The 24018-nt window shown below is 58.8% G+C and carries 21 protein-coding genes; 12 read left to right on the top strand and 9 right to left on the bottom strand.

The window, feature by feature from the left end:
- Nucleotides 1-2: 2 nt before the first annotated feature.
- The gene (gene glnA / locus LEPTO7104_RS0103420) at nt 3-1421 is read right to left on the bottom strand and encodes a type I glutamate--ammonia ligase (protein WP_017297144.1); all 1419 of its coding nucleotides are present in this window, start codon (nt 1419-1421) and stop codon (nt 3-5) included.
- A 495-nt stretch (nt 1422-1916) separates the two neighbouring features.
- On the opposite strand from glnA, the gene apcB reads away from it, so the two are divergent.
- Together apcB and LEPTO7104_RS0103410 are read left to right on the top strand one after the other, a co-directional pair.
- Nucleotides 1917-2426 carry an allophycocyanin subunit beta gene (gene apcB / locus LEPTO7104_RS0103415; protein ID WP_017297143.1) on the top strand — a complete coding sequence of 170 codons (510 nt, stop codon included), beginning with the start codon at nt 1917-1919 and terminating at the stop codon, nt 2424-2426.
- A gap of 17 nt (nt 2427-2443) precedes the next feature.
- Nucleotides 2444-3718 carry an FGGY-family carbohydrate kinase gene (locus LEPTO7104_RS0103410; RefSeq protein WP_017297142.1) on the top strand — a complete coding sequence of 425 codons (1275 nt, stop codon included), beginning with the start codon at nt 2444-2446 and terminating at the stop codon, nt 3716-3718.
- A 9-nt stretch (nt 3719-3727) separates the two neighbouring features.
- On the opposite strand, the gene petG is transcribed toward LEPTO7104_RS0103410, so the two are convergent.
- Entirely contained in the window at nt 3728-3841 is a 114-nt protein-coding gene (gene petG / locus LEPTO7104_RS37905; protein WP_071527173.1) for a cytochrome b6-f complex subunit V, read from the bottom strand.
- A 582-nt stretch (nt 3842-4423) separates the two neighbouring features.
- Between petG and LEPTO7104_RS0103400 the strand changes: the two genes are divergently transcribed.
- Together LEPTO7104_RS0103400 and LEPTO7104_RS39855 are read left to right on the top strand one after the other, a co-directional pair.
- Complete coding sequence (locus tag LEPTO7104_RS0103400; protein ID WP_155523499.1) at nt 4424-5083, top strand: hypothetical protein; 660 nt, start codon at nt 4424-4426, stop codon at nt 5081-5083.
- Nucleotides 5084-5336: 253 nt separating this feature from the next.
- Nucleotides 5337-5510 (top strand): hypothetical protein, encoded by a 174-nt coding sequence (locus tag LEPTO7104_RS39855; RefSeq protein WP_017297139.1) that lies wholly within the window; start codon nt 5337-5339, stop codon nt 5508-5510.
- 64 nt (nt 5511-5574) lie between these two features.
- Here the strand turns inward: LEPTO7104_RS39855 and LEPTO7104_RS0103390 are convergent, their stop codons facing one another.
- A complete protein-coding gene (locus tag LEPTO7104_RS0103390; RefSeq protein WP_017297138.1) occupies nt 5575-7026 on the bottom strand; it encodes a cobyrinic acid a,c-diamide synthase CobB in 1452 nt (483 codons plus the stop codon).
- 116 nt (nt 7027-7142) lie between these two features.
- Here LEPTO7104_RS0103390 and LEPTO7104_RS36635 point away from each other — a divergent pair, with 116 nt between their 5' ends.
- Both LEPTO7104_RS36635 and LEPTO7104_RS36630 read left to right on the top strand, forming a co-directional pair.
- Complete coding sequence (locus LEPTO7104_RS36635; protein WP_017297137.1) at nt 7143-8621, top strand: zinc metalloprotease; 1479 nt, start codon at nt 7143-7145, stop codon at nt 8619-8621.
- A 43-nt stretch (nt 8622-8664) separates the two neighbouring features.
- Nucleotides 8665-9498, top strand: a complete 834-nt coding sequence (locus tag LEPTO7104_RS36630; protein WP_017297136.1) for a hypothetical protein — start codon at nt 8665-8667, stop codon at nt 9496-9498.
- On the opposite strand, the gene cysS is transcribed toward LEPTO7104_RS36630, so the two are convergent.
- Nucleotides 9495-10970, bottom strand: a complete 1476-nt coding sequence (gene cysS / locus LEPTO7104_RS0103375) for a cysteine--tRNA ligase (RefSeq protein WP_017297135.1) — start codon at nt 10968-10970, stop codon at nt 9495-9497. The two genes, LEPTO7104_RS36630 and cysS, sit on opposite strands and share 4 nt — an antisense overlap.
- Nucleotides 10971-11170: 200 nt before the next feature.
- Here cysS and LEPTO7104_RS0103365 point away from each other — a divergent pair, with 200 nt between their 5' ends.
- A complete protein-coding gene (locus tag LEPTO7104_RS0103365) occupies nt 11171-11986 on the top strand; it encodes an arylamine N-acetyltransferase family protein (protein ID WP_017297133.1) in 816 nt (271 codons plus the stop codon).
- A 2-nt stretch (nt 11987-11988) separates the two neighbouring features.
- On the opposite strand, the gene LEPTO7104_RS0103360 is transcribed toward LEPTO7104_RS0103365, so the two are convergent.
- On the bottom strand, nt 11989-12906 hold the full coding sequence (locus tag LEPTO7104_RS0103360) for a DDHD family phospholipase (RefSeq protein WP_017297132.1): 918 nt from the start codon (nt 12904-12906) through the stop codon (nt 11989-11991).
- A gap of 226 nt (nt 12907-13132) precedes the next feature.
- Here LEPTO7104_RS0103360 and LEPTO7104_RS0103355 point away from each other — a divergent pair, with 226 nt between their 5' ends.
- The 4 genes from LEPTO7104_RS0103355 to LEPTO7104_RS0103335 all read left to right on the top strand — a co-directional run bounded on the left by LEPTO7104_RS0103355 (nt 13133) and on the right by LEPTO7104_RS0103335 (nt 17063).
- A complete protein-coding gene (locus LEPTO7104_RS0103355) occupies nt 13133-13624 on the top strand; it encodes a pentapeptide repeat-containing protein (protein WP_017297131.1) in 492 nt (163 codons plus the stop codon).
- Nucleotides 13625-13687: 63 nt separating this feature from the next.
- Entirely contained in the window at nt 13688-13858 is a 171-nt protein-coding gene (locus LEPTO7104_RS39850; RefSeq protein WP_017297130.1) for a hypothetical protein, read from the top strand.
- The gene (locus LEPTO7104_RS0103345; RefSeq protein ID WP_017297129.1) at nt 13849-14631 is read left to right on the top strand and encodes a transglutaminase-like domain-containing protein; all 783 of its coding nucleotides are present in this window, start codon (nt 13849-13851) and stop codon (nt 14629-14631) included. The genes LEPTO7104_RS39850 and LEPTO7104_RS0103345 overlap by 10 nt, the downstream gene beginning before the upstream one ends.
- 851 nt (nt 14632-15482) lie before the next feature.
- Nucleotides 15483-17063, top strand: a complete 1581-nt coding sequence (locus tag LEPTO7104_RS0103335) for a B12-binding domain-containing radical SAM protein (RefSeq protein ID WP_017297127.1) — start codon at nt 15483-15485, stop codon at nt 17061-17063.
- Between the two features lie 33 nt (nt 17064-17096).
- Here the strand turns inward: LEPTO7104_RS0103335 and LEPTO7104_RS32545 are convergent, their stop codons facing one another.
- The 4 genes from LEPTO7104_RS32545 to LEPTO7104_RS42195 form a co-directional block, all read right to left on the bottom strand.
- Nucleotides 17097-18203, bottom strand: a complete 1107-nt coding sequence (locus LEPTO7104_RS32545) for a putative bifunctional diguanylate cyclase/phosphodiesterase (RefSeq protein ID WP_017297126.1) — start codon at nt 18201-18203, stop codon at nt 17097-17099.
- An 86-nt stretch (nt 18204-18289) separates the two neighbouring features.
- Nucleotides 18290-18532: a hypothetical protein gene (locus tag LEPTO7104_RS0103325; RefSeq protein WP_017297125.1), complete on the bottom strand. Its 243-nt coding sequence runs from the start codon at nt 18530-18532 to the stop codon at nt 18290-18292.
- An 80-nt stretch (nt 18533-18612) separates the two neighbouring features.
- Nucleotides 18613-18990: a response regulator gene (locus tag LEPTO7104_RS0103320; RefSeq protein ID WP_017297124.1), complete on the bottom strand. Its 378-nt coding sequence runs from the start codon at nt 18988-18990 to the stop codon at nt 18613-18615.
- Nucleotides 18991-19141: 151 nt separating this feature from the next.
- The gene (locus LEPTO7104_RS42195) at nt 19142-19270 is read right to left on the bottom strand and encodes a hypothetical protein (protein WP_017297123.1); all 129 of its coding nucleotides are present in this window, start codon (nt 19268-19270) and stop codon (nt 19142-19144) included.
- 432 nt (nt 19271-19702) lie between these two features.
- On the opposite strand from LEPTO7104_RS42195, the gene LEPTO7104_RS36625 reads away from it, so the two are divergent.
- Complete coding sequence (locus LEPTO7104_RS36625) at nt 19703-23968, top strand: response regulator (RefSeq protein ID WP_017297122.1); 4266 nt, start codon at nt 19703-19705, stop codon at nt 23966-23968.
- Nucleotides 23969-24018: the final 50 nt, after the last annotated feature.

Here is a 24018-nt window from a genome sequence, read left to right as displayed (position 1 = left end):
CTCTAGCAATCGTAGTAGAGAGCCAGTTCGTAGGGGTGGGGGCGCAGGCGCATAGGGTTGACTTCGTTGTCGAGCTTGTACTCGATCCAGTTGCTGATGAAGTCTTCGGTAAACACGCCAGTGCTGGTCAAGAACTCGTGGTCGGCTTCCAGAGCCTTGAGGGCATCCAGCAGCGAGCCAGGGGTCGAGGGAATCTTAGCCAGCTCTTCGGGGCTGAGGTCGTAGATGTCTACATCCAGCGGGTCGCCGGGGTGAATCTGGTTCTTGATGCCGTCGATACCGGCGCAGAGCATAGCGGCAAAGGCCAGATAGGGGTTGGAGGTGGCATCGGGGCAGCGGAACTCTAGACGCTTGGCCTTGGGGTTGTCGCCCGAGAGGGGAATGCGCACCGAAGCGGAGCGGTTGCCCTGGGAGTAGGCCAGGTTTACCGGAGCCTCGAACCCAGGCACCAGACGCTTGTAGGAGTTGGTGGTGGGGTTGGTCAGGGCCAGCAGGGCGGGAGCGTGCTTGAGAATGCCACCAATGTAGTACAGGGCATTTTGGCTCAGACCGGCGTACTGGTCGCCAGCAAAGGTGGGTTCGCCGTTGTTCCAGATTGACTGGTGGGTGTGCATACCCGAGCCGTTGTCGTTAAACAGGGGCTTGGGCATGAAGGTGACGGTTTTGCCCCACTTCTTGGCGACGTTCTTGATGCAGTACTTGTAGATCATCAGCCAGTCGGCAGCTTCGATCAGCTCACCGAAGCGGATGCCCAGCTCGCACTGGCCGCCGGTAGCCACTTCGTGGTGGTGCTTCTCGATCGGCACCCCCAGGCGGGCCATGGTCAGCAGCATTTCGCTGCGCATGTCCTGGGAGGTGTCGGTGGGGGCGACGGGGAAGTAGCCCTCTTTGTAGCGGGGCTTATAGGCCAGGTTGCCGCCAACTTCTTCCCGCCCGGTGTTCCAGCGGCCTTCTACGCTATCGACGTAGTAGTAGGCGGAGTGCTCGTTTTGGTCGAAGCGCACGTCATCGAAGATGAAGAACTCGGCTTCGGGGCCAAAGAAGGCGGTGTCGCCCAGGCCAGTGGTTTTGAGGTACTCGATCGCTTTAGTGGCGATCGCGCGCGGGCAGCGGGAGTAGAGCTCGCCGGTGCGGGGCTCTTTGATGGTGCAGATCATGCTCAGAGTGGGCTCGGCCATGAAGGGGTCGAGCCAGGCGGTGGCGGGGTCGGGCACCATCATCATGTCCGACTCGTTGATGGCCTTCCAGCCGCGAATACTGGAGCCGTCGAAGGCTACCCCATCGGTAAAGCTGCTTTCGTCGATCTGGCTTTTGTGTAGGGTGAGGTGCTGCCAGATACCCGGCATGTCAATAAATTTGAGGTCAATTAACTCAATGCCTTCATCCTCAATGCGTTTCAGGATGTCTGCTGGGGTTGCCATGAACTACTCCTTAGCCTCGTTTAGCGTTCAATACTCGTAGCGTTCAAACTGTCGGGGAAACCGATTTAACTCAGCGTGAATGATGCCTTAGCCTCTTCAGGCCTTCCCTTCCATGGGCAGAGCTTTGCCGCTCAGGCCATAGATAGAACTGCTTTACCTGCATAGACATACCTTCCCTGCAAGTATCACAGGCATCAACTCATCTGAATCATCCTAGGGAGAGGGGTTAGCCCATTTTGTATCGGCTACTACTTTTTTTCGGGGAAAGCCAGCAAAAGCTCAGGGGTAGACCATGATGTTTTGTAACAATTCACTCATAAAGCCCTACCTCTGGCGGGGCGGGGCGGCGCAGGGGCCAAGCCTGCGTGGTAGACTCTTTCGAGTATAAAACCTGGTAACTGTAGAGGTTAGAGCCTCTGGCCAGGGGCGGGCCAGCCAGGCCTGCAACCGTTTATTAAATGCTGTTTGCCAAGTGAGAGTTGGGAGAAACCACCTATGCGGGACGCTGTCACCACGCTGATCAGGACCTACGACAACACCGGGCGCTATTTCGATACCAACGCCCTCGACTCTATTAAGTCTTACTTTGACAGCGGCCTCGATCGCATCAAGGCAGCGGCGATCATTAGCGCCAACGCCGCTGGCATTGTCAAAGAGGCTGGCGTAATGTTGTTTGCCCAAGTGCCCGAGCTAATTCGCCCCGGCGGCAATGCCTACACCACCCGCCGTTACGCCGCCTGCCTGCGCGATATGGACTACTACCTGCGCTACAGCAGCTATGCCCTGGTGGCGGGCAACCCCGATGTGCTCGACGAGCGCGTGCTGACGGGGCTGCGCGAAACCTACAACTCCCTGGGGGTGCCCATTGCCCCCACGGTAATCGGCATCAACATCATGAAGGACCTGGTCAAGGCCAAGGTGCAAGAGGCCGGGGTTGCCGATCCCTCTGTGGTCGATTATCCCTTTGACCACATCACCCGCTCCCTGAGCGAAATCAGCATCTAGACAGGGCTTCAGGGATCGTGATCCGTAGCGACGATGACTGCGTGGCGGCTCTCCCCGTGGCTTTGGGCATAGACTTTGGCACCTCTGGGGTGCGTGCCGCTGTGGTCGATCCGCAGCGGCATCTCTGTTGGGAGTATCGCCAGGGGTACCCCGACCTGCCTGCCCCTGGAAACTGGCAGCAAGCTCTGTTTGAGCTGCTGGGGGCGCTGCCTGGGGCGATCGCCCCCCAGATTGGTCGCATCGCCATCGATGGCACGTCGGGCACTGTGGTGTTGTGCGATCGCACCGGCTCTGCCCTCACCCCGCCGCTGCTCTACAACCACCCCTGCCCAGATGCGCTGGATCGGGTAAAAACCCTCGCCCCGCTCCACAGCCCCGCCGCCAGCGCTACCTCTAGCCTGGCCAAGCTGGTGTGGTGGCACCAGACATTGCCCCCAGAACGTTGGCAGCGGGCCGCTTACCTGCTGCACCAGGCCGACTGGCTTAGCGCCCAGCTCCACGGTCAGTGGGGGCTGAGCGACTACCACAACAGCCTCAAACTCGGCTACGACGTCGGTGATCTGTGCTATCCGCCAGCGATGCAGGGGCAGCCCTGGAGCGCCATGCTGCCTCAGGTGCTGGCGCCAGGACAGGTGGTGGGGCTAGTGACGGCGGCGATCGCCCAGCAGTTTGGCCTGTCGCCCCAGTGTCAGGTGGTGGCGGGCACCACCGACAGCATTGCGGCGTTTTTGGCCAGCGGAGCCAGCGCTCCCGGAGATGGTGTGACCTCGCTTGGGTCAACTCTGGTGATTAAGCTGCTCAGCGATCGCCGCATTGATGCAATGGAGTACGGCATTTACAGCCACCGCTTGGGCCACCTCTGGCTGGTGGGCGGCGCTTCAAATACCGGCGGTGCCGTGCTCGAAAAATTCTTTGACCGGGATGCTCTAGCTGCCTTAAGCCAGCAGATCGATCCTGCTGCTCCCACCGACCTGGACTACTACCCCCTGACCCAGCCGGGGGAGCGCTTCCCCATCAACGATCCGGAGTTAGCCCCTCGCATCACCCCCCGGCCAGAGGGTGATGCAGAATTTTTACACGGTCTGCTGGTGGGCATAGCCCGCATCGAGCAGCGAGGTTACACTCTGCTGGCTGAGCTAGGAGCCTCGCCGCTGCGGCAGATCTATACGGCGGGAGGGGGTGCCGCCAACGAAACCTGGCGACAGCTACGAGCCGGGCTAATGCCAGTGCCCATTAAAAATGCCGCCTCGGTTGAGGCGGCTGTGGGAAGTGCTTACTTAGCTCTAGGCTAACTAACTGGCCTACAGGCCCAGCTCATTACCCCGGCGGTACTGCATGTAGGCGGCAACAAACAGGCCAGCCAGAGTAACAGGAATAAACCCTAGAACAATGCCACTAAGTAACGGCTCAACCACGGCTCAACTCCTAATCTCAACAAAAACTTATAGTCTCACCATAGCACTAATCTGGGCCTGGCCTAAGGCTTTCAGCCGATGTATAGCTGTAGCCAGTCTGGTTAAGAAATTTCCCTCAAAACATTCAAGCGTCTCTGGATTTTCTAACCTCAGTGACTATGGCTATATCTGCCGGATGCCAAGCAAAAAGCGATCGGGCGTAGCCAAGAATCATGGCGGCCAAGTTCCCAAAGCTCAAGTCCCCAAAGCTCAAGTCAATGTGCCAAAGGTCTGGGTACTCGCCCCTCAAACTCTTTAGAGAGTCTTTTGATTTTTGTGCAGTGATTGAAAAAGCCAGAGCGATTGTGTACAGTTCTTGTGGACTGTATACAGAGATTTTGCCGCGGATCATCAGGGTGAGATTGGGGTCTATCTTCTGTGAATTTTTGTGTTGCGGCTGGGGGCGATCGCGCTGGGTAGCGGCCCTCCGGCGATGCTGTTGCAGGGTCGTCCTGGTCCTCTGCTGCCTGAGCAAGCTAGGCACTGGCTCCTTAGCTAGCGGTTTAAGTTTCGTGATTCTTTAGATTTTTTAGGAACAGTTTCATGCTGACTCATCTGCATCAATTCACTGGTCGAGCGTTAAAGGCGATGGTGGCTGGGGTTTTGGTCGTCACTCTAATCTGTTGGGGCGGGCCTGGAGCCTCTTCCCAAGCCCTGGCTGGGCCTAAGGGCAGCCTGAGCGAAACCATGGATCTCAAGATGACCGAGGCGGCCCAAGAGTTTGTGGAGTCTGTTTTAGATGACTACTCAGACGCGCTGGAAGATTCGTTTTCCGAGGCGGTCAAACCCCTGAAGTCAGTCACTAAAGATCTGGCCAAGCAGCTCAGCAAAGCAGCGGCCTCCCCAACCGCTGCCACCGCTACCGCCCTAGACCCCAAAATCGAAAGCTCAAAGACAGCGCTAGATACTGCCTCGGCATCCTTTGACGCTCTGGTTGCCGACACGGCCAAGTTTAAGACAACCCTGGCCGAAGCCCCCGATCAGCTCAAAGAGGCCATTGATACCCAGCTGGGCACCAAGTTTGATGAGCTGCAAAAGGCCTTTGAGGATGTCTCTGGTGCCCTAGCTCTGCTGTCAACCGACACCACCGCCCTAGACTCGGCTGACCCCGCAGCGGGAGCCGCCGCCCTAACCGAGCACGCTACTCTGCTTTCCACAGCGATCGAGTCGGCCAAGACTTTAATTTCTAGCTTTGGTGATTAGGTCTGCTTTGAGCCCAGCCTAGGTCTGGCTTGGCCGCCTGAGTTAGATAATTGGAAACATAACCGCCAACCGCTTTTCTGATGCCAGGAAGGCGGTTAGCGTTTTGGCCAAAGGCATGATTTCGCCTGGCCAAGCGTGGCCTCATCCCCAGGGAAGATTCTCCATCAAATCTTCTCATGAAAAACATAAACGACATGTTTGGTATATGAAAATACGGTTTTGTTAGTATTCATATGTATTCAAAGGAGGTCATATGAACAATCAAGCCAGCAAAACCTGGACCACAGAACAGCTTGTGCACATGAGCGACGCCCTGGGCGGTGGCTTTATGCCCGGCAGCCAGGAGCTTAAGGCTGCTAGCCGCGATCGCTGGACTGCCCAGCGCCACATTCAAGCCTCTACCCTGCGCAGCCGAATTTACCTCTAAGATTCTGATAAATGAGAGTTAGACGGCGCTCAGGCACAGTCAATAGCGCGTCAATGGCCCCTTTTTAGCGCTGAAAAGGGGCCACTTTTGGGCGTGCAGACTGCGCGTAGCGGGTGCAGGCGGCCACTAGCGCCTGGGCTACCTCTGGGCGATCGCCCCAGTGCAGATGCAGATAGGAGGCGTGGACCCTATGTAGGCTCCATCCCTCGGTGGCGTGGGGCTGCGCAGCGCCGTAGCGCTTGAGCTGGTAGAGGGGACGGGCGGGCGGGGTGTCTAGCTGGGAGCGGTGAAACTCGTGTCCCCACAGGCATTGCCCCTGCGACAGGAAGGGACTGGGCTGCTGAGTTGTGGCCTGACGGTAGCCCAATGTCAGGCGTTTGCCCATGCGTACGGCGTTGGGCAAAAGCCCCACCATGGGCCAGGATTTTTCATTTAAATCGACCAGGGTGGTAGCCAGATACATCAGCCCGCCGCACTCAGCGTAGGCGGGTAACCCCTGCTGCAAAGCGGTTTTGATCTGAGTCAGTAAGCCCTGGTTTGCCGCCAGTTCTGCCGCAAACATTTCGGGAAAGCCGCCGCCGAAGTAGAGGCCGTCGATGTCGGCGGGCAGGCGTTTATCGGTCAGGGGGCTCCAGGAGACAAGTTCAGCGCCCAGGGTGGTGAGAATGTCGAGGTTGTCGGGGTAGTAGAAGCTGAAGGCGGGGTCTTGGGCGATCGCGATTTTGGGGGCGGTAGTGCGTGGGGGCGTGGGGGCGTGGGGGCGTGGGGGTGGGGGTGTATGGGGGGACGTGGGTGCGGGGGGATGTGGGGTTTGCAGCAGGGGGGTGAGGGCGGCCCAGTTGAAGCAGGTGTGGCCGAGGTGGGCGAGGCGATCTAAAATTTCGGGCAGGTGGGGGAGTTCGGCGGTGGGGACGAGGCCCAGATGGCGATCGGGTAGGGAAATGGCGTCCTGTCGGCGCAATACGCCAAGGATAGGGATATCGATGCTGGAGAGGGCGTCGGTGAGCAGGTCGAGGTGGCGATCGCTGCCTACCCGGTTTAGCACCACTCCGGCAATGTGAACCCTAGGATCGAGGGTGCGGTAGCCATGAATGATCGCCAGCACGGAGCGGGACAGGCGGCCGCAATCTACCACCAGCAGCACCGGCAGATTCAGCAGGCGGGCAATATGGGCGGTGCTGGCCACATCCGACAGACCGGACGCGCCATCGAAGAGGCCCATGACGCCTTCTACCAGGGCAAACTCGGCATCGCGGCAGCGGTGGGCAAAGCACTGCTGCACGTAGGTTTCAGACGTGAGAATGGGGTCGAGGTTGTAGCAGGGGCGGCCCGTGGCCCGCTGGTGAAACATGGGATCGATGTAGTCTGGCCCCACCTTAAACGACTGCACGCGGGGGGATTTTTGCGCCAGAGCCGCCAGCAGCGCCAGGGTGACGGTGGTTTTGCCAACGCCGCTGCGCTCTCCGGCAATGACCAGGCCACCGGCAGAAATTGCTCCGTCTATCGCATTGTTCAATCGGGCTGTCCTCACCTGTGAACCTTTGCCGTCCCTATCTTATCTAGGCGGGCGTTGGCGGTGGGGGTTGGGTAGTCTGGGAAATAGGTATAGCCTCGGCAGGGTCTAGGAATGTTATGGCGACTCTTTCTCTGGTAGAGCAGGCTAAGGATGGGGACGCGGCGGCGATCGCAGCCCTGCTCACCCAATCTCTTAAATCCAAAGGCATTGAGGTGCGGGGCGATCGCCAGAGCTATTGCCTCCACCTCTGGTTCACGGGCAACCCGGCTCCGCCCCAGGCGGCCACGGTGGCCTATGCTCAGCGGGCGATCGCAAAGTTGCAGGTGCCCACCATCGGCATTTTGCAGCTGTACGGAGAGCAAGCCGGGGCGCCGCAGCCACAGTGGACCGAGGAAATTGCGCTATTGTCGTCTGCCTTGACTGCCCGTGAAGATCAGGGGTTAGCTGAGCCAGAAGGTCCAGAAGACCAACAGCCGGAATCTGCCGAAGCGCTTGCGCCCAGGGAACCAGCACCGGCTGCGATCGCCCGCGCCTACCAGGAGCTAGGGCTAGCGGTGGGAGCATCGCTGCCCCAGGTGGAGTCGGTGTATTTTAGGCGACGGGCAGAGCTGTTGAAACGGGGCGATCGCGCCGCCCTAGAACCGCACAAGTGGGCTTTCACCACCATCAAAACCCAATTAGAACAAGCCCAGTTGGAACAGAACGAACCCGCATACGTTCCGGTTACGGAGGAAGCCGCGCCAGTCATGTATCCCCGCAGCCCAGCGCCGCGATCGCAGCGCCTCCAGTCAAACCCCCAACCGACCCAGCCCGCCGCAGATGACACCGATCTGCTCTCGTTTCAAAACCGCTACAGCAACGGGCTGATTTTTCCACTGCTGCTGCTGGCGGGAATGCTGATGAACGCCATGCCGATTGTGAATGTCTTGTTCCGGGGTATCAAAATTTGGATCCATGAGTTTGGCCATGCCACCATCGCCTGGCTGGCCGGGCGGCGAGCTATCCCCCTACCGATTGGGTGGACAAGCGTGGACCCGAGGCGATCGTTCTTCGTCTATGTCGGTATTCTGATTCTGCTGGGGCTGCTGTTTTGGGCCGGGCGGCGCGAGGGCAAACGCTGGCCCATGGTGCTAGCGGTGCTGCTGGCGGTGGTGCAGTTCTACATGACCTGGCTAATGTCGGCCAACCAGTTCGATATGTGGTTGTTGTTTGGCGGCATCGGCGGCGAAATTTACCTGTCGGCGCTGCTAATTGTCAGCTTTTACCTGCCGCTGCCCGAGTACTTTCGGTGGGATTTCTACCGCTTTCCGGTAGTACTGGCGGCGGCCTTTTGTTTTTGGGATCAGGTGTGGCTATGGCAGCGAGTCCCGAGCGGCAAGGCGTCAATTCCTTTTGGCAGCATGTGGGGCGATGTTGACGATGGCGACATGAATCGGTTGATCAACGATCACAGCTGGACACCGGGCGACATTATCGGCACCTACAGCACCCTCACCCACCTGTGCCTGCTGGGGATTTTTGCGGTCTATAGCTACACCCTATTTCGGCAGCACAGGGAGTTTTTTACAGCGCTAGGACGACAATGGTTACCTTAAACCTGTGGTATCAGTATGGAGTGCTGATCGTCCTGATTTTGCTATGAAACTTTCTGAAGCTGATGCGGCCCTATTCTTTGAGCTGATGTGGAGTCTGCAAATCTACGTCAACCAGCGGCTCAAACTTGTGCCTCACATCGAAGAACCAGCAGTCTTTGAAACCCGCCCAACGGAAGAGAAGATGGCCGTTCGGGACGCGCTGTATCAACATCCAGAGCTAATTGATTGCTTCGTCGAAGAAAATCCTTCGGGTTTTAGGACCGATCAGCTCAAGATTATCGCCTCGTGGAAGAACTTTATCGATGGGACCTTTTACATTGAGCGCTTTCTCAAAAAGTACGCCGTTTTTATCAGCGATAAAGATGTGGTTTATGGAGTTTTAGGGCTGTGGGACAGCTTTGATGAAATGATTCATCGAAGCAATCTGCCGCTGCTAGTTAAAGCGGTGCTGCTTCCTTTCAAAGGGCAAATTGTCTACGATGGGCTACTCCAAGGCACAAACATCTACTTTGGCGGGGGCATCAAAAGCGAGCTAAAGCAGCTATATCTATTGGCCAAAAATGCGGGCCGAATTATTGAATCTTTCGACTCGCCTCCGCGCAAAGATGCGGCAAGGATAATACTAAAACCCAATAAAGACTTTGCCCCGCTGCTCGATGATTTAGCCAAACAGGCTAAGGTGCTTCGCGGCGGCAATGGACAGCCGCCCATGAATGGTCCTGTTTTTAGCCTAATTAAGGCCAGTCTTGAACTGGGCCAAATTGCCATTAATGAGCCCGAGAACGAGTCCCAGCTGATGAAATCGCTAGACAAGGCCGAGCGGGCATTCAGAAAAGTCGAATCTACACTCTATGGCTCTCGGGGTTGGAGGCTTTAGCGATGCCATTCGGTCACGCCGCCGGGCTTGTCGATCAGAGTAATGCCTGAGGCTTGCAGGAGGTCGCGGATGCGATCGCCCTCCGCAAAGTCCTTCGCCGCCCGCGCCTCCCGCCGCTGGGTCAGCAGCGCCTCGATCTCGCTGGCAGACAGTCCGCCTTCGGTAGAGGCTTCCGCTTCTGGCTGAGCTTCTAAACCGAGTACCTGAGCCAGGCAGACCAGGGTTTGCCACTGCTGGCGCAGGGTGGCGCTGTCGGTGTCGGCCTTGCCGGTGTGGGTAATCAGGTTGCCCGCCCGGCGCAGTTCCTTGGCCAGCTCAAACAGCACCGCCAGGCCGCCAGCGGTGTTGAAGTCGTCATCCATCGCGGTTTGGAAGGCTTGCACGGGGGCGCTGTCGCGATCGATGCGCATGGCGGCAGGGTCGCCAAAGGCAGAATCTTCAGCGTCGGCCCAGCCCAGCTTGGCTCCGTACTGGTGGCCAAACAGCAGGCCATCTTTGAGCGTACCCCAGCTGGTTTGGGCGGCGGCGATCGCCTCGTCGGTAAAGTCCACCGGCTTGCGGTAGCTGCCCTGGAGCAAAAACAGCCGCACCGCCATCGGATCGGGGGCGTTGGGCGCATCCAGCAGGTCGCGAATGGTGGTAAAGTTGCCGAGGGATTTCGACATCTTCTCGCCGCCCACGTTCACCATGCCGTTGTGCATCCAGTAGCGGGAGAGGGGGTGGCCGGTGGCCGCCTCCGACTGAGCGATCTCGTTCTCGTGGTGGGGAAAGACCAGATCGCTGCCGCCGACGTGGATGTCAATGGTGTCGCCAAGGCGATCGCGAATCATGGCCGAGCACTCGATGTGCCAGCCTGGTCGCCCCGGCCCCCAGGGTGACTCCCAAAAGGGTTCGCCGTCCTTGGCACCCTTCCACAGGGCAAAATCAAAGGGGTCGTGTTTGATCGAGTCCTCCGCTGCCACCCGACCGCTGGCCCCGGCCTGCATGTCGTCGAGCTTGCGGCCCGAGAGTTTGCCGTAGCCGTCGAACTTGCGCACGGCGTAGTAGACATCCCCAGCGGCGGGGTAGGCGTAGCCCTTTTGCTCCAGCTCGCCAATCAAGCGCTGAATGCCGTCCAGGGTTTTGGTCGCGTAGGTGTACTCGTCTGCCTCCAACACGTTGAGGCGGACCATATCTTCTAGATAAGCCTGGGTGTAGCGTTCAGCCACTGTCTGCATGGAGGAATGCTCGGTCTTGGCTCGATTGAGAATTTTGTCATCGATGTCGGTGAAATTTTGCACGTAGCGGACGGCGTAGCCCCGCCACATCAGGTAGCGCCGCACCGTGTCCCACACGATTGAGCTGCGGGCGTGGCCCAGGTGCGAGTAGTCGTACACCGTGACGCCGCAGCAGTAAATTTTTACCCGGCCCGGCTCCAGGGGCTCAAAGGGTTCTTTTTGGCGGGTCAGGGTGTTGTAGAGAACGACGCTCATGGCGGGGGCGCAAAATGCCCATTATAAAAGGACGCTAACAGAACGATTCAACACCGAAACCGGGCGCGACGCAATCACCGCGCTCAGCGACATGGCCCCGGCGGCAGATCTGGCTTTTCCGCCAGGATTTTCCAGCAGCTATAGAACCTAGACTCATCTCATAATGAATTCTGTAGATTGATTTCTGATTGAGCTAACCTATGTCATCGGCTCCTACCCTCGATGCGGCTGATCTTGAGGCCTATTTTCAACGGATTGGCTACGACGGGAGCCATACCCCTACCCTGGCCACCCTGCAAGGCATTCATCTGCGCCATCCCCAGGCGATCGCCTTCGAAAACCTCAGCTCGTTTCTGGGCCAGCCGGTCGAGCTAGACTTGCCCTCGCTGGTGCAAAAGCTAATTTACGGAGGGCGCGGCGGCTACTGCTTTGAGCAAAACGGGCTGCTGCGATCGGTGCTCACCACCCTGGGCTTTTCGGTCACGGGGCTGGGGGCGCGGGTGCTGTGGAATTTGCCCCCCGATACCCTGACTCCCCGCAGCCACATGGTCTTGCTAGTGGATCTGGACGGCGAACCCTACATTGCCGACGTGGGCTTTGGCGGACTGACGCTGACCGCCCCGCTGCGGCTGATTCCTGACCTGGAGCAGGAGACTCCCCACGAGCCATTTCGACTGGTGCAGGCCGACGGATTTTGGGTGCTCCAGGCGCAGATTGCCGAAGCCTGGAAACCGCTCTACCAGTTCGATTTGCAGCCCCAGTATGCCTGCGACTACGGGGTGAGCAACTGGCATGTTTCCACCCATCCCAACTCTATTTTTGTGACGGGCCTGATGGCCGCCAGGGTAGACCCTGCGCGCCGCTATGGCCTGCGCAACACGGAGCTCGCCACCCACTCCCTGAGCGGGCAGACCGAAAAGCGCCAGCTCACCTCATCAGAACAATTGGAAGCGGTACTGACCGAAACGTTTCAGCTCAGGCTGCCCGAAAATAGGGACTTCAGCCGATTGTTTTAGGCCTACCGCATCGCCGCTGCCATGGTCTTAACAACGGTGTCGCTTTTCCAGTAGCTGCTGTGGGCATCACTGCCCCAGAGCAGCGGCAGGCGTCCGGCAGTAATCGGCAGGCCGCGATGCTCGGTAATCACATCCCGCAGGTGCACATAGAGCTGGGCGTTGCCCATCAGCCGGGGTATCAGCCCTTGCAGGGGGTAGGCGATCGGGTCGCCGGGATGCATGTAGTTGTACCAGGGCAGGGGTTTTAGGCCCCGGTGGTGGTAGAGGTTTTGCAGCAGCGATCGCATGTCTTTGGTCAAATCGTGGGTGCTGTCACCGGTCACCGAGAGCAGGCTGAACAGGGCAATGGGCGACCCCAGGGTGTGCAGACTAGAGATAGCGATTCCCTCCCCCGGCCGCTGGCCCAGGCCAAAAAACGCCTCTCGCAGCTGCTGGACGATCGCACGAGTCTGATGGGTGCTGGCGTCGCCATCCAGCCTGGGGTCATCCCAGCGGGCGGCAAACAGCAGATCAAAAAGAATGACGCTGCCCAGGCTGTGGGTGACGAGGTGGAGGCGATCGCCGGGCTGCGCCCCCTGTAACGCCGGTAGCGCCATTTCCCGAAACCGCTGCACCACCTGGGCCCCCACGTGGCGACTCAGGTAGAGCGCCGCATCGCCAGCAAACTCAAGCACTTCCTGAATCCGAAAATCGGTCAGCCACAGCTTGCGCCACTGGGGCGAGGCCTCCAGATCCTGTTTCAGGGAAGCCTGGGGTCCGACGTTCAAATCGCCCCAAAACACCACGATGGGCTTAAGGGTGCGATCGCGATCGCCCATAGTTCGCTGCACGTTCTGCAGCAGATCCTGGGCCGTGCGGTTAAACTCGTCAGGCTGGCGGTGTTTGACGCCATGCACAAACAAAACATAGTCGGTAGCCATAGACAAGAGTTCTTAACGCTGGGGGCGAAGGGTTCCTGGGATGCCCACCCGCAATATCGTCGAAGGCAAGCATCCACCTATGACTACAGAATTAAGCGCAAGATTCCAGACGCAAGATTCCAGACAATAATGGTTGACAACACGAATACCTATCGACGGTGGGCTTGGTTTGGCTCTGGTTCAGCCTGTAGACTCAGATATGTAGACCTTGAACAGATTAGGAGCCATGGTCAGTCGATCCAGCCTGTGTCGGATTTTTGTAGCCACGCTGATGGTGCTAGCCCTCTGCATCGGCTGGGGCAGCCCCGCCCAGGCCACCAGCTACGATCGCCAAAACCTGCGCATGAGCGACTGGTCCAACCAGGACCTGCGCGGCAACGACTACACCCGCGCCGATATGGCCGATGCCGACATGAGCCACACCAACCTGCGCGGCGTGCGCCTGTTTGACACCACCCTGGCCCGCGCCAATATGGAGGGGGCCGACATGAGCGGGGCTACCCTAGACGGGGCGCGGTTCTATCAGGCCAACCTCACCAACGCCATCCTTGAGGGAGCCTACGCCTTTGGCACCGACTTTCGCGAAACCACCATCGACGGGGCCGACTTTACCGACGTGCTGCTCGACCCCAAGGTCAACAAAATGCTGTGTGAGGTGGCCAAGGGCACCAATCCGGTGACGGGCCGCAGTACCCGCGATACCCTCTACTGCCCCTAGCCCAAAACACCCATCAAGCGGGCGTTAGAGCAGCGGCCAGCGGGCAGTTGTTTGGCCTGAAAGATGGCTCAAAAACGAGCTGAAGCCCAAGGCTCGGCCCTGGCAAAGGGCGGGGCCAACAGCGGTGTACGGGTTGCTGTTGGGCCAGGGCTGGAGCTATTTTACCGCTGCGATCGCCGCTACCCATGGCCGCCGCTATTATGGGACTACTACCAGGGGAGCCAATGCGACTAAATGCAGGGTGCGAGCTTCTGTTTGAGGCCACCGAGCCATCTCCGCTGATTCTGATGCTGCGACCGCGCGGCGGCGGTCAAACGATTGTCCAAGAAAACTACCAGCTCGACCCTCCGGTTCCCATCGCCGACTATGTCGACAGCTACGGGAACCAGTGCCAGCGGCTACTGGTGCCCGAGGGGCAACTGCGTGTCAGCAGCACGGCGATCGCCGAAACCACTGACAGCATTGAGGTTCAGTTTGGGGCACCCTTTGTGCCCGTGCAGGATCTGCCCGCCGACACGCTTCAGTTTCTGCTGCCCAGTCGCTACTGCCAGGCCGATTTGCTGGGCCGTTTGGCCAGCGAGATTGTTGGGGATATTGAATCCGCCTACGACCAGGTAGACGCCATTCGCCACTGGATTCATACCCACATCGAGTACCGCTACGACACCAGCGATGCCTCTACCTCTGCGGTGGAAACCGAAAAAACGCGCGTGGGGGTGTGCCGCGACTTTGTTCACCTAGGCCTAGCCCTGTGCCGCAGCCTGAGCATTCCAGCCCGCATGGTCGTGGGCTACCTCTATCAGCTAGAGCCGATGGATCTGCACGCCTGGTTTGAAGCCTTTGTGGGCGATCGCTGGTACACCTTCGACCCCACCCAGCCAGCGCCCCGAGGCAACCGCATCACCATTGCCCACGGCCGCGATGCCGCCGATGTAGCTCTGGCGACGCAGTTTGGGTGCCTAAACTTAACTGAAATGAAGGTCTGGGTAGACCGAGATAGCCCATGATTGCGCCGCGATGGCCTGCGGAATGGGGTCTTTTACTCAATTGATGCGATCGCGTCTGATGGGGAATTAGTTAACGTTGGTAAATGCCCCCCAGAATTTGCCAACCCACACTAGAATAAGTAGATACCAGCGACGGCGCTACACGTTGCGAGGCAGCCGATCGGGTGCCCCTGAACTTTTCAGACAGTACGCATCAGATTTGATTGCCGCTAGAGCCTTTCAGGGTAGGGCAGTTTAGGTTGATAAATTGTCCTTTAGGCCTCATAAATTTGGCCAGAGCACTCAGCAGAGAAATACAGTCCGGGTACGCTAACTCTCTCAACACCGGCTGATCCCAGACGAAGCTCCAGCCTGAGCATCAATCGGGCGTTTGGCCCAGAATCCGGGCCGCAGCGCGCCCGATTCGCTGCTTTGTAGCCGACAGGAGTGCTGTCTATAGCTGCTGCTCACTTTCAGTTTTTAACCAGGAATAAACCAATGGGCAAGGAAAAAAAAGGCAATAAGGAAACTAAAAAACCCAAAGCAGAATCTAGCGAGAAAAAGAAAAAGAAAGATCCAAAAAGGTACGATTGAGCGCATTAAAACCGCAGGGTTCAGGGGAGATGATCCAACTGGGGTCGCAGCGCTTTTGGAATCTGAATACCGTGGATTATTTTGGCAGAGGGTAGCGATCGCTACCCTCTGTTTTGGTTTGGCTGAATCGAGAACGACAGCCGAAAGATAGATGCACTAACCCGAAATTTGTCATATATTATTCTCGGTACTTTTAGCAAAATGTTACTGAGAAATTCATAGCCGTTTTTCTTTTTTCGCGACTATTTTTCTGCCCCTAGCTGCGAGCGTGAAACGATATGAAAGCACTATTGCTCTATCCCTTATTTCCCCAGTCTTTTTGGTCCTACGATCGCTTCATGGAGATGGCTGGCCTGAAGGCCACCATTCCACCTCTAGGGATTATTACCGTCGCGGCTCTCTTGCCGCCAGAATGGGACATTCGCTTCCGCGATCGCAACGTCACCCCTGAAACCGACGCCGACTGGGCCTGGTGCGACCTGGTTATAATCTCCGCCATGCTGGTGCAAAAGCCAGACTTTCAGGCCCTGATTCGAAAGGCTGTGCGGCTGGGTAAGCAGGTGGCCGTAGGCGGCCCCTACCCTACCTCGGTCCCCCAGGACGCCCTGGATGCGGGCGCTCAGTTTTTGATTTTAGACGAAGGCGAAATGACCGTGCCTCAGTTCTTAGAGGCTCTCAGCCGGGGCGATACCCAAGGCGTCTTTCGCTCCCTGGAGAAGCCCGATGTCAGTCAGAGTCCCCGACCCCGCTATGACCTGCTCCAGCGCGACGCCTACCTGATGATGGCCATGCAGTTTTCGCGCGGCTGCCCCTTTAACTGCGAGTTTTGCGACATTATTTCGCTCTACGGGCGCAAGCCCCGCACCAAGGAGCCAGCCCAGGCCCTGGCCGAGCTTCAAACCCTCTACGACCTGGGCTGGCGCGGCTCGCTGTTTATTGTCGATGACAACTTCATTGGCAACCAGCGCAACGTCAAGCGCTTCTTGCGCGAGCTGATTCCCTGGATGAAGCAGCACCGCTATCCCTTCACGTTTATCACCGAGGCCTCGGTCAACCTGGCCGAAGACGACGAGCTGCTAAAGCTGATGGGAGAAGCCGGCTTCTACGCCGTCTTCCTTGGAATTGAAACCCCCGACCAAGACAGCTTGCAGGTGACGCGCAAAGTTCAAAACACCCGTAACCCCCTGATCGAGGCCTGCCAAAAAATCAACCAGGCGGGCCTGCTGATCTATGCCGGGTTCATTTTGGGGTTTGATGGTGAACGTTCGGGGGCGGGCGATCGCATTCAGGCCTTCGTCGAGCAAACCAGCATTCCCCAGCCCATGCTGGGCCTGCTGCAAGCCCTGCCCAACACCGCCCTCTGGGAGCGGCTGAAGCAGGAGCAGCGCCTGCTCGACGGCAACCACCCCACTGGCGACCAAAACACCCTAATGAACTTTATTCCCACGCGCCCGGTGGCCGAACTGGCCCACGACTATGTGGCGGGGTTCTGGCAGCTCTACGAACCTCGCAGCTATCTCAAACGCTGCCTCCAGCAATGCCTCAACATTCGTTCGCCCCAGCGCCGTCGGCAGACCATGCAGTTTCCCCTCAAGAAGGGGCTGCGGCTTTTCGCCCAAATCATCTGGCACCAGGGCATTCGTCGGGCCGACCTGCGCCGACAGTTCTGGCACCAGCTCTGGATCATCCTGACCCATAAGCCGCAGATGCTAAACGTATATCTGGGTCTCTGTGCCGCTGGAGAGCACTTTTGGGAGTACCGGGCACTGGCCAGACATCGAATTAGCCAGCAGCTGGGCTACGACCCGATGCAGTCGCCCAGGGTAGAGACTCCGGCTCTAACCCTGGCTGGCAAGTAAGCCTAGGGGCTTTGCCCTGCCAACCCAGTGGGGCTACACCAGGCTATACTGTGCCGGGGCAGGGGCTTGGTCCTTTGACTGCTGGTGCCACAGCAGGCTTGTAACGCTGGTGCTATCGAGGGGCCTGGCGAAGTAGTAGCCCTGCATCTTCTTGTAGCCCAGATCCTTGAGGCACATCAGGTCTTCGAAGGTTTCAACCCCCTCCACAATGACATCTAGCTCTAGGCGCTCAGCCAGCATGAGAATGGCCTCGCTCATGGCCCAATTCTTGTTGCGAATGAAGGACCGATCGATCTTGAGGGTGTCGAAGGGCAGGTCTTGCAGCCGCCCTAGGGACGAGTAGCCGGTGCCAAAGTCGTCGATGTAGAGCTGAATACCCAGCTGCTGAAGCTTGACTAGGGCCGCTAGGGCCTGCTCCTTGTTTTCAATCAGGGCGCTCTCGGTGACTTCGAGCTTGAGGCTGCTGGGGGCAATGTGGTTTTGCTGAAGAATGCAGCGAATGCGATCGACCAGCTGCGGCTGAAGCAGCTGCACCGCTGAAAGATTGACGCTCATGCTCAAAGGCACTGGGCCAGGAAACTGAGTTTGCCAGTAGTGGAGCTGCTGACAGGCTTGCTCAAGCAAAAACAGGCCTAGGGTATCGATTAGCCCAGCCTTTTCCGACAGGGGAATAAAGACTTCGGGAGAGATGTCTCCCCGCTGGATGTGCTGCCATCGCGCCAGGGCCTCAAAGCCGATAATCCGGCCAGTATGTTGAGGCCCCACGGAGACGATGGGCTGGTAGGCCAGATAAATTTGCTGCTGCTGCACCGCCTGGTGCAGGTCATTTTCGAGCTGAAGCAGCTCCATCTCAGCGGTCGACAGCAGCGTTAGCAGCGGGGCGGGCTGACTCTCCAGGGCATTGGCCAGGCGGGTGAGGCGGTCAGCGTTGTTGATGGCGATCGCCAGCAGCTTTTGGCCGTCGTCCGACAGCGAGCCCGACTGCTGATACCCCAACAGCTTGAGCGCCCCCTGAATTGAAGCGAGGGGTGTTCTCAGCTCGTGGCAGATGAGCAGCGAGATATCGTCAAAGGAATGCTTTGAGCAGTCGGCCAGATCTAATGGGTTTTCACTGGATCGAGCAGGGGTCGGTTGTGCCATGGAAGATGCTTAATACCGTAGAAAACAGAATATGTTGAGGGGGCAAGAAGACGTCTTAGACCTTGGACACCGGAGGGGACCGCCTCTCAAGTCAGCTGTGATCGCATCTCAACCCAGACCGTATAGTGGGTCTTCGACACGGTTACACACACCTTGAATCCTTTGTTGCTTTCCTGGGTGGCACGGCGGTAGGCTTCCAGACGATCGGTTAGGGCAAATTGATGCAAGATTACGTAAAAGTCATTGCGGTAGAGCATGCCTTCGTGGATGCCCTCGTTCCAGAACTTGAAGGCTGAGATTAGATCCTCAACGACGATTAGGGGGAGCATGGGGCGTTAAGGAAGACATCTCCCTTAACATAAAAAATAAATGTGGCAACTCTGTGAACACCCACCAGGCTGAGACGGGCCTACTGCCACCCCAGCACAGCCTCTATTTGTCCTCCCAACAGGCCGGGGTCGAAGGGTTTGACCAGTACCGCCCGCGCCCCGGCGGCGACAAAGGTTTGCTGCGTAGCCAGCCGAATGGTAGCGGTCAGCAAAATCACTGGAATATGGCGGGTGTCCATATTCTCACTGAGCTTTATCAGGGTGGCCAGGCCGTCAGTTTTGGGCATCACAACGTCGAGCAAAATGGCGTCGGGATGGTGAGTCGAGGCCAGGATCACCCCCTCGTCCCCGGACGCGGCGGTGGTCACCTCCCACTGCCGGGTGATTTCTAGACTGACCTTGGCAATCTCTCGCACATCGGCTTCGTCGTCAATAATCAAAATGCGTCGGGCGGTCATGGTCAAAACTCCAGGAAGGGTTGCCGACTGTAGAGCATAGGCTAGCGGGTAGAGGGCAGATTGCTGAGAGTCCCCGGGGCGGGCTCAGCGGCGGCAGTTGAGGTTCCTGCTGGCTAAACCGCTGGGAGCAGCGATCGCGCCCGTAACCGATTTAAACCAGGCGGCTTAGAACCTGGCTCAGGGTGCCCACCAGCGGGCCAAACCCATCGGAGGCAGCCAGGGCAAACCGCCTGGGTTGCAGCCCTAGGCGCTGTCCATCGCCCTTGACCAAACATCTCATTGGGTCTGGTTCAAGGGTGCCCCTTTGGCGGCGGGCTAGACCAGTTAGGGAGCCGGAGCCAGGCCCAGTTTGCCGCAGCCAAAGGGGCTGGCGGCTGAAGCCCTAAAAGAGTGTTCACAATGCTGCCACATTTGCCGTTCATGATATGAATATTCCTGAAATAGTGCGCTGTACAAATAGGCGGGAGTTCCTGGGGCAAGGTTAGCGATCGCGGCTAGCCCTGCCCCTATCGTCACAGGGTTGCTGCTGTTCACGCCTCGGTGTTTCCCGGCATTGACCCGCTTCCTGCTGTCCCGAGCGTTAAAGAGTTACTGGTTTTTGCTGCTCCTCATCTTTGTTGTTGAGACCGTGTGATTTGAACCTATAGTTTGGGTAAATGCAGACTGAATAGGGAATGTTGGCTACATTGGTATCGAACTAAGCCTTTATTCCATGGTGCGCCCTGCCCCCGCCCTGTTCCTGCCTACCCCTGCTGCTGCTGGCATAACGCTGCTGGTCGTAGATGACTCGCTAGAGAACCTGAAATTTTTGGCCCAAATTCTGGCCGAGCAGGGCTATCGGGTTCGCTGTGCCAGAAGCGGAGCAATGGCACTGGTGGCGGTTAAGACAACCCAGCCCGATCTGATTTTGCTCGATATTCGCATGCCTGAGATGGATGGCTACGCGGTGTGTGAGCAGCTCAAGGCCGACCCCACCACTGAGACCATTCCAGTTATTTTTCTCAGTGCCCTCGACGAGGCCCTCGACAAAGTTAAGGCCTTTACCGCAGGGGCTGCCGACTACCTGACCAAACCCTTTCAGGTAGAAGAGCTGCTGGCTCGGGTGGCCAACCAGCTCACCATTCGCCACCTGCAACAGCAGATGGCAGCTCAAAACCGTCAGCTACAGCAGGAAATCTGCGATCGCAGTCAGGCCGAGGCCAGCCTACAGCAGGTGACAGCGCGGCTGGCCACGCTGATTGAGCATCTGCAGGTGGGGGTCATTTTAGAAAACCTGGCTGGCCAGGTGGTAATGGTCAACCAGCCCTGCTGCGATCTGTTTCGCTGGACCACGCCCCCCGACGCTTTGGTGGGAGCAAACTGCCAGGCCTTTGCCCAGGACAGTGCCGGTCTGTGGGTTGACCCAGCGGCGTTTAACCACCGCATTGAGGCGTTGCGGAAAGCGCAGCGTCCGGTGGTAGCAGAGGAAATTGCCCTGGCCGATGGCCGCACCCTGGAGCGCGACTACGTACCGCTGGGGGGCGATCGCGGCATTGAGGGCCATCTCTGGCAGTACCGGGACATTACGGCCCGCAAACAGGCCGAGCAAATTTTGCTCAGCAATTCCCAGGCGCTCAACCACTTTAGCCAGAGCCTGAAGCAGCTGCACCGCCTCAGCCTGACCCAGTTTGACAGCTTTGATGCGCTTCTCAACGACTACCTGGACACCGGCTGCCAGGTGCTGGGGTTTACCGGGGGGCTGGTGGGCAAAACTGAGGAATCTGACTTCGTGATTCAGGCTGTGGTGGCCCGTTCGCCGGAGCTAGCGCTAAACCTGCGCTGCCCCCTCGACGACACCTTTTGCAGCCTGGCCATTCGGCAGCAGCGCACGGTGAACTTTACCCACATTGGCTCCTATCCTGAGCTGCGGCGCCACCCTCTGTACCTGGCGCTGCGGCTGGAATCGTATCTTGGCACTCCGATCGTGGTTGATGGGGAGGTCTACGGCAGCCTCTGCTTTTTCGATCGTCGGCCCCGACCCCAGGGCTTTAAGCAGCACGAAAAAGAGATTATTGAGCTGATGGCCCAGAGCATTGGCAAGGTGATTAGCACCAATCGCCTGGAGGAGCAGCGGCAGCGGGCTAAGGCAAAGCTTCAGCAGAGCGAGGAGCGCTGGCAGCTGGCGGTTCAGGGCAGCAACGCTGGCATCTACGACCTTGACTTTCGCACCCAGACAGCGTTTTTTTCGGAGCGCTACCGGGAGCTGCTGGGCTACGGCGATTCCACCTCTGGCGATGGCCACCTCAGCGATGACGACCTGCGCTGGGAGTCGCGGATTCACCCCGACGACTACGACCGGGTGATGGCGATTCACCACGCCTACCTGATTCAGCGCAGCCTGCCCACCTACGAGGTGGAGTACCGGCTGCGCTGCCGGGACAAGAGCTATAAGTGGGTGATCTCGCGGGGGCAGGCCCTCTGGGACGAGCGGGGACAGCCGATTCGGCTGGTGGGCTCAACCGGCGATATTAGCGAGCAGCATGCTGCCCTGCGCGAACGCAAACGGGCGGAGGCAGCCCTGCGCCAGAGCGAAGAAAAATTTCGCCAGCTGGCCGAATATATCGACAGCGTCTTTTGGATCTACGATCTCCAGCCCCGCCGGTTTAGCTACGTGTCGCCCGCCTACGAGAGCATTTGGGGGCAGCGGCGCGAACACCTCTACGCCCACCCCGCCGCCTGGCTAGTCACCGTGCACCCCGACGACCGCGAGCGGGTGGCCCGCCGCCTGCCCCGCCACCAAACCCCCGCCGCCCTGGCCTATTTCAGCTATGACGAAGAGTTTCGGGTGGTGCGCCCCCAGGGCCCCCCGGCCTGGGTGCGGGTGCGGGCCTTTCCCATTCGCAACGACCAGGGGGAAGTTTACCGTCTGGTGGGGGTGGCCGAAGACCTCACCCAGGTGAAGCGCCAGGAAGAGTCGCTGCGGCTGATTGTCGAAGGCACCGCCGCCAAAACGGGCCGCGATTTCTTTGAGTCGCTGGTGCGCTATCTGGCCGATATTTTGCAGGTGCGCAACGCCATTGTGACCCAGCGGCTCAAGACCGACCAACACCGGGTCAGCGCCCTGGCCTTTTGGCAGAATGGGCAGCTGGGCGATCGCGTGGAGTACGACCTGGTGGGCACCCCCTGCGAGCGGGTGGTAGCCGGGGAAGTCATCTACGTGCCCCAGCGGGTGCAGGCCCTCTACCCTGCCGACACCGATTTGGCAGAGCTTCAGGCCACCAGCTTTTTGGGCATTCCGCTGGTGGATGCGACCTCCCAGGTCATCGGTCACCTGGCCGTAATTGACGACAAGCCCATGGTTGAAGACCATACCCGCGAGCTAATTCTGCGTATTTTTGCGGCCCGCGCCGCAGCAGAGCTAGAGCGTCAGCAGGCCGAAGATGCTCTGCGTCAGGCCCGTGAAACCGCCGATGCCGCCAATCGGGCCAAGAGCACCTTTCTCGCCAACATGAGCCATGAGCTGCGCACGCCCCTCAACACCATTATTGGCTTTGCCCAGCTGATCACGCGCGACTGCCAGATAGAGGCCGAGGCCCAAGACTATCTGGCCATTATCAGCCGCAGCGGCGAGCATCTGCTGGCGCTGATTAACGACGTGCTCGAAATGTCAAAAATTGAGGCCGGGCGGATTTCGCTGCACGTGACGACCTTTGATCTATCGTATCTGCTGGCCAGTCTGGAGGGCATGCTGATCCTCCAGGCCGAGGCCAAGGGGCTGAGCCTGCGGTTTGACTGCGACCCGGCCATGCCCACCTTTATTGCCACCGACGAGGGGAAGTTGCGGCAGGTGCTGATTAACCTGCTGGGCAACGCCATCAAGTTCACCCGGGAGGGGCAGGTGAGGCTGCGGATAAGATGCCAAGATCCCGTGCCCGCCACGCTGGGTTCTGCCCATCTAGAGGCCAACAGCGCCCTGGAGTTTGCCGTCATTGACACCGGCCCCGGCATTGCCCCAGAGGAGATGAATCGTCTGTTTGAGCCGTTCATGCAGAGCGCGGCGGGGCTGCAATGCTCCGAGAGCGACCTGGGGCCATCGCACCAGGGCAGCGGCCTGGGGCTGCCGATCAGCCAGCAGTTCGTACAGCTGATGGGGGGTGAACTCACCCTCGAAACCGAGCTGAACCAGGGTTCGACCTTTACCTTTGTGCTGCCCATACAGCGAGTTGAGCGATCGGCTGTGTTTCCGACCCCGGACACCAATCCTATTTTAGGGCTGGCCGAGGGTCAGCCCCCCTGGCGGCTGCTGGTGGTCGAAGATCATGCGGCCAATCGCTACCTGCTGGTGCGTTTGCTGGCCTCAGCGGGGTTTGAGGTACAGGCCGCCTCGGACGGCCAGGAGGCAGTTGTGCTGGCCCAGACCTGGCAACCCCACCTGATTTGGATGGATATTCGCATGCCTGGACTGGATGGCTATGGCGCTACTGACCAGATTCGGGCCCTCGACCTCGACCCATCGCTGGTCATCATTGCTCTTACCGCCAGCCCCTTTGAGGAGGAGCGGGCCAAAATTTTGGCGGCTGGGTGCGATGACTTTGTGCGCAAGCCGTTTCAGATGCAGGCGCTGCTGCAAAAAATCGCCGCCTATCTGCCGGTGCGCTACCGCTACGCCGGATCACCTGACTCGGTAGTCTGCTACCCTGAAGGCCCAGCAGCGGCTGAGCTGGCCCGCTCTCAGATCCAGCGATCGGAACTGAGGCGGTGGCTGCAAACCCGGCCCCCCCAGTGGCAGCAGGCCCTGGCCCAGGCTGCCATAGCGGGTTCTGACGATCGCCTGGTGGCGCTGCTGGGGCAGCTGTCCGAAGCACCCGCCAGCGTGAGCCAAACCCTGACGGGCTGGGCCAGAGACTTCGAGTTTGACCGCATTCTTGACTGTCTGCGGCCAGAGGTCGACGGCACCGCCGCTGGAGATAACCAGGACGTTGAACGCCGAGATCCATAGACTGAGAGGGTAAGGATTGCGTAGGGCTGAATAGGGATGAGAGCATTGGG

The sequence above is a fragment of the Nodosilinea nodulosa PCC 7104 genome (genome assembly GCF_000309385.1).
Lineage (GTDB): Bacteria > Cyanobacteriota > Cyanobacteriia > Phormidesmidales > Phormidesmidaceae > Nodosilinea > Nodosilinea nodulosa.
The sequence above is the reverse complement of the archived record's forward strand: the minus strand, read 5'-3'. Positions and strand labels throughout refer to the sequence as shown.

What these genes read in the sequence shown, in the direction of transcription:
- glnA (WP_017297144.1), bottom strand. Translation starts at nt 1,421, where the DNA reads ATGGCAACCCCAGCAGACATCCTGAAACGCATTGAGGATGAAGGCATT.
- apcB (WP_017297143.1), top strand. Translation starts at nt 1,917, where the DNA reads ATGCGGGACGCTGTCACCACGCTGATCAGGACCTACGACAACACCGGG.
- LEPTO7104_RS0103400 (WP_155523499.1), top strand. Translation starts at nt 4,424, where the DNA reads ATGCTGACTCATCTGCATCAATTCACTGGTCGAGCGTTAAAGGCGATG.
- LEPTO7104_RS39855 (WP_017297139.1), top strand. Translation starts at nt 5,337, where the DNA reads ATGAACAATCAAGCCAGCAAAACCTGGACCACAGAACAGCTTGTGCAC.
- LEPTO7104_RS36635 (WP_017297137.1), top strand. Translation starts at nt 7,143, where the DNA reads ATGGCGACTCTTTCTCTGGTAGAGCAGGCTAAGGATGGGGACGCGGCG.
- LEPTO7104_RS36630 (WP_017297136.1), top strand. Translation starts at nt 8,665, where the DNA reads ATGAAACTTTCTGAAGCTGATGCGGCCCTATTCTTTGAGCTGATGTGG.
- cysS (WP_017297135.1), bottom strand. Translation starts at nt 10,970, where the DNA reads ATGAGCGTCGTTCTCTACAACACCCTGACCCGCCAAAAAGAACCCTTT.
- LEPTO7104_RS0103365 (WP_017297133.1), top strand. Translation starts at nt 11,171, where the DNA reads ATGTCATCGGCTCCTACCCTCGATGCGGCTGATCTTGAGGCCTATTTT.
- LEPTO7104_RS0103360 (WP_017297132.1), bottom strand. Translation starts at nt 12,906, where the DNA reads ATGGCTACCGACTATGTTTTGTTTGTGCATGGCGTCAAACACCGCCAG.
- LEPTO7104_RS0103355 (WP_017297131.1), top strand. Translation starts at nt 13,133, where the DNA reads ATGGTCAGTCGATCCAGCCTGTGTCGGATTTTTGTAGCCACGCTGATG.
- LEPTO7104_RS39850 (WP_017297130.1), top strand. Translation starts at nt 13,688, where the DNA reads ATGGCTCAAAAACGAGCTGAAGCCCAAGGCTCGGCCCTGGCAAAGGGC.
- LEPTO7104_RS0103345 (WP_017297129.1), top strand. Translation starts at nt 13,849, where the DNA reads ATGCGACTAAATGCAGGGTGCGAGCTTCTGTTTGAGGCCACCGAGCCA.
- LEPTO7104_RS0103335 (WP_017297127.1), top strand. Translation starts at nt 15,483, where the DNA reads ATGAAAGCACTATTGCTCTATCCCTTATTTCCCCAGTCTTTTTGGTCC.
- LEPTO7104_RS32545 (WP_017297126.1), bottom strand. Translation starts at nt 18,203, where the DNA reads ATGGCACAACCGACCCCTGCTCGATCCAGTGAAAACCCATTAGATCTG.
- LEPTO7104_RS0103325 (WP_017297125.1), bottom strand. Translation starts at nt 18,532, where the DNA reads ATGCTCCCCCTAATCGTCGTTGAGGATCTAATCTCAGCCTTCAAGTTC.
- LEPTO7104_RS0103320 (WP_017297124.1), bottom strand. Translation starts at nt 18,990, where the DNA reads ATGACCGCCCGACGCATTTTGATTATTGACGACGAAGCCGATGTGCGA.
- LEPTO7104_RS42195 (WP_017297123.1), bottom strand. Translation starts at nt 19,270, where the DNA reads ATGAGATGTTTGGTCAAGGGCGATGGACAGCGCCTAGGGCTGCAACCC.
- LEPTO7104_RS36625 (WP_017297122.1), top strand. Translation starts at nt 19,703, where the DNA reads ATGGTGCGCCCTGCCCCCGCCCTGTTCCTGCCTACCCCTGCTGCTGCT.